Origin of the sequence: Mesorhizobium sp. M7A.F.Ca.CA.004.12.1.1 (genome assembly GCF_003997835.1) — a bacterium.
In the GTDB taxonomy this organism is placed as follows: domain Bacteria; phylum Pseudomonadota; class Alphaproteobacteria; order Rhizobiales; family Rhizobiaceae; genus Mesorhizobium.
On the sequence record NZ_RZRK01000539.1, the window covers coordinates 1 to 4,259 of the forward strand.

Genomic DNA, 4,259 nt, shown 5'->3' on the forward strand with positions numbered 1-4,259 from the left:
CTCGTGAGCAGCTGGAGCGAACCATACTAGCGATTGAGGCCGCCAGAAAAGAACTCGATGAGCGGGCCGAATTGGGGGTCCAGAGAAATCGAGCTGTAGCCGTGCAGGTTGTTACGGTCGACCGAGGCAACGTGACGGAAATCGGTCTCGAAAGCACAAACGGATCCGAGACACCCAATCGAGCCTACGAAGAGGCCGAACTAAAGCGACCGGGATCGTTCGAACTCCACGAGACGCCCAGCGGAATCATGGCCGGACTGGTCGAGCAGGTCGTGGCTACAGAAACGCCAATCCATGTCGACGAAATAGTTTCGCGTATTCGGGACGCCTGGGGTCTGCAGCGGGCCGGTGGCAGGATTCAGGATGCAATCGAGCGGGGGGTAAGCATAGCACAGAGAGGTGGTTCAGTAGCCCGTCGAGGCAACTTCTGCTTCAAGCCAGGTGTTCCTGTTCGTCTCAGGGATCGCAGTGGGGTCGTGTCCGCTGGATTGCGCAAGCCCGAAATGATTGCGCAGGACGAGGTCGCCCAAGGCGCTATGGAAGTCGTGAAATCCAACCTCGGTGCGACAGAGGAAGAAATCGCCACAGGCGTTGCCAGGATGCTGGGCTTCAAAGCCACAAGCGCACAATTAAGGCAGCTGATTTCAGCTGGGGTCGCCGATTTGGTTGCCAAAGGAGTGTTACGGTCCCAAGACGGCTTGTTGGTGGCCGGCGAATCCGCGAGCGAGAAATTAGCTGAAGTGTAACGGGGCGCTGCAGCGCCCTCGTTGCAATTTCTGTCGAAGCTCGGAACACCTCTTTTGCTGGCGGAGGCCGAATGGCATTTCGATTCGTACACACGGCCGATATTCATCTCGACTCGCCGCTTCGTTCGCTGGCGATGCGAAATCCCGATCTTGCCGGGCTGGTGGGCGACGCCAGCCGCCAGGCATTCGTTTCGATAGTGGATCTCTGCCTTGAGGAACGTGTGGCCGCGTTGGTCATTGCTGGCGACCTATACGATGGCGACCAGACTTCAATGAAGACAGCGCGGTTCTTGGGCGCGCAGATGACACGCCTGCACCAGGCCGGCATCATGGTTTTCAAGATCCGCGGTAATCATGACGCCCTGTCGCGGATTTCCAAACAGCTGGTATTTCCCGACACCGTTACCATCTTTGGTGGTCGTGCTCAGTCGGTATTGCAGACAGCCGGCGGTCTGGACGTCGTATTCCATGGTTTGAGCTTTGCGAACCCTAAGGCGCCGGACAGCCTGTTAACCAAATATCCGGCGGCTCGTGAAGGGGCCGTCAACATAGGCATCATGCATACCAGTCTGGCTGGATCGCCAGGTCACGACGTTTACGCGCCCTGCAGCATCGCTGACTTGCACGCCCACGGTTTCGACTATTGGGCCCTCGGCCACATCCATGCTCGCCAAGTCCATCCTGGCGCCAGTGCCGTGGTGATGCCGGGAATACCGCAGGGGAGGGATATCAACGAGGCCGGTGAGAAATCAGTCACCCTGGTGACGGTGCGCCACGACCGTTCGGTGGAGATCGAGGAACGGCTGACCAGCGTTGCGCAGTTCGAACGGGTGAGCGTCGACCTTACCGGAGCGGTGGAGTGGCCCGAGGCCGTCGCGCGTGTTCGCTTCGCACTCGAAGAGATGCGGGCAACCGTCCGATCGCGTCATGCTGTGGCTCGCATTGGCCTGACAGGAACGTCACCACTGATGTGGGCGCTGATCCGCGACAGGGACCTCCTTCTTGCCGAAGCCGAACAGGCTGCGGAACAGCTAGGCCATACGTGGGTGGAGAAGCTCGAGCTTGACCTCGCGCCGCCTCGGACGGAGACCGCCGAGGATATTGCTGATCCGATTTTCGAACTCGAGCAATCAATGCGTGCCGATGCCACCTCGGAGGCCTTCCGCGCTGAGGCGAGGGCGTTCGTCCAAAAGATGGTCGCCGACCTTCCGGCCGACGGGCGGGATTTTGCTGGGACGGACGAAGCCGGGCTGGAACAGTTCCTCGATCAGGTGCTTTCCAAGGGCGCGGACTTGGTGACTGCCCGCCTTAAGGCCGGTGGATCGTCATGAGGTTGCGGCGCCTTGACCTCATTCGTTATGGAAAGTTCACCGATCGTTCGATCGACTTCGGACCCAAACCGGAATCCGGACCTGATCTGCATATCGTGTTTGGCCTGAATGAGGCCGGCAAATCGACTGCGCTTTCGGCCTATCTAGACTTGCTGTTCGGCATCGAGGAACGGAGCCGCTACAACTTCCTGCACGAGTACAGTGCCATGCGCATCGGCGGGGTGCTGGAACTGGCCGGCTCCGAACACACGTTCACGCGTACGAAACAGCGCAGTAATTCGCTATTGAATGCGACGGGCCAACCGGTAAGCGAGGTGGCGATCACGGCGCATCTCGCCGGTCTGTCGCGCGACGCCTACACGACGATGTTCTCACTCGATGACGAGACGTTGGAAGCCGGCGGAAAATCTATCCTGGAGTCGCGGGGCGACCTCGGCAAGCTTCTGTTCACGGCCAGCGCCGGTCTTGGGAACGCAAGTGATACGTTGAACGCCCTCGAGGCCGAAGCAGACGCTCTGTATCGGAAGCAGGCGCATGGAACCGAACTGGCGCTGTTGAAGAAGCGCCTTGTTGACGTAAAGTCGCGCAGGGATGCGATCGACACCCTTGCATCAACCTACGAGGGCCTGGAGGCCGAACGTCTCGATGCAGCGCAGCAGTACGGCCGAACCATCAGCGATCGGGCGGTGCTGGTGGCCAGGCTGGATACCTTTGCTCGTTACGTGCGTGCTGCGCCGATGCTGGCGGATATCCGGCGCAAGATTGCCCGGCTGGATCAGCTGCCGGACATCGCCTCCCCAGCCCGGACATCGACGGGAAGTGTCACCGAACTGATCGATGACGATGCCAGCCTCAGAACGCGGCTGTCCGCAAACATCGACGAGACCGAGCGCCTGGCGGAAAAAGTCACTGCGGTCGACGAGGACGAACCGATCCTGTCGATTTCCGAACGCATTCGCGGGCTGGCGGAGAGCAAGGTGCGCCATACCGCGGCTGGCTTTGACTTGCCCACTCGCAGGATGGAGCTGCAAATCCTCAACAACAGCGTGGCGAGCTGCCTTGCCGCCTTGGGCCGATCTTCCGAGGCGGATCCTGGCGCGCTGCTTCTGCCTGCCGTCACCGTTGGCGTCGTTCGCGCCATGGTCGAGCAGAGGTCCGGGATTGCTACCGGGATGCGTGCCGCTCGCGACGAAGCCGCGGCGGCACTCGATGCGCTGCAGGTGGCAAGGCAGCGGGTCGGCGAGGAAAGGGCGGTGCCCGAACCTGCCAGGGCAAGGCTGGGCTCGGCTTTGTCGAAAGCGCGAGCAAGCGGACACCAGGCAGAGATTAGGACGGCTCGCGAGGCGGAAGATGCGGGAACAATCCGATGGAAGGCGGCGCTCGCGCGCTTGCGTCCATGGAACGGAGATGCCCTCGCTCTCGCCAACGTCGCGGTTCCGAGCGCCGGGCAGATTGCCGCCTGGAAGACGGTAGCGTCAGAACTGGCAAGGAACACCGCCGTACTTGCCGAACGCCTTGCTGAATACGAGGGCAACCATGCCATGCTCGCCGCACGATTGGATGCCCTTCGTGCCTCGGGCGACATTGTCGACGATGAAGCGGCTACCGCCATCCGCCGAGTTCGCGATGATGCGTGGGCAACGCACCGCGCAGCGCTGACCGGTGACACCGCTGACGACTTCGCCGTGGCATTGGCGCGCGATGACATTGCCAGCGCAGGCCGGCTGGCCGGCGCGGCGGATCTGGCTGAGATCCGGGCAACTACGCGCGAGCTGGCCGAGGCCGCGGCCAACCTGTCACGCAACGGCATCCAACGCACACAGCTCGGCAAGGATGTGGATACCCAATTGTTGGAAATCCGCGCGGCCGCCAGGGACCTGCTCGGAGACGCCGTGGAACCTTCGTCTGAGCGCCTGATCGAAAGGATCGAGGATCAGATCGAGGCGCGCAGCGATGCGCTCGCTGCCTGGGAGCAGATCGAACTTGCTCGCTTGAAGGCCGAGCGAGCCGCTGACGCCGGCGAGCAGATACGCTTGGAAATGAGAGCAGTGCTGGGAAGCGTAGGCATTGTATCAGAGTCCAACGACACCCTCGAAGCAATCATGGCCATCGCGGAGCCGTTTCTGGATCGGCAGCGCAAGGTGGACGCCGAGTATGCCGAGGCGCTCAGAATGGTGAGCTC

The 4,259-nt window shown here is 61.5% G+C and carries 3 protein-coding genes; all 3 read left to right on the forward strand.

From position 1 onward, the window contains the following. Positions 1-746, forward strand: a 746-nt coding sequence (locus tag EN984_RS24535) for a DUF3320 domain-containing protein (protein ID WP_127384005.1), incomplete at its 5' end; no start/stop codon positions are given. A 71-nt stretch (positions 747-817) separates the two neighbouring features. Then, positions 818-2,077, forward strand: a complete 1,260-nt coding sequence (locus EN984_RS24540) for a DNA repair exonuclease (protein WP_063169423.1) — start codon at positions 818-820, stop codon at positions 2,075-2,077. Continuing rightward, on the forward strand, positions 2,074-4,259 hold a 2,186-nt coding region (locus tag EN984_RS24545; RefSeq protein WP_164765618.1), incomplete at its 3' end, for an AAA family ATPase. The genes EN984_RS24540 and EN984_RS24545, both read left to right, overlap by 4 nt.

What these genes read in the sequence shown, in the direction of transcription:
- EN984_RS24540 (WP_063169423.1), top strand. Translation starts at nt 818, where the DNA reads ATGGCATTTCGATTCGTACACACGGCCGATATTCATCTCGACTCGCCG.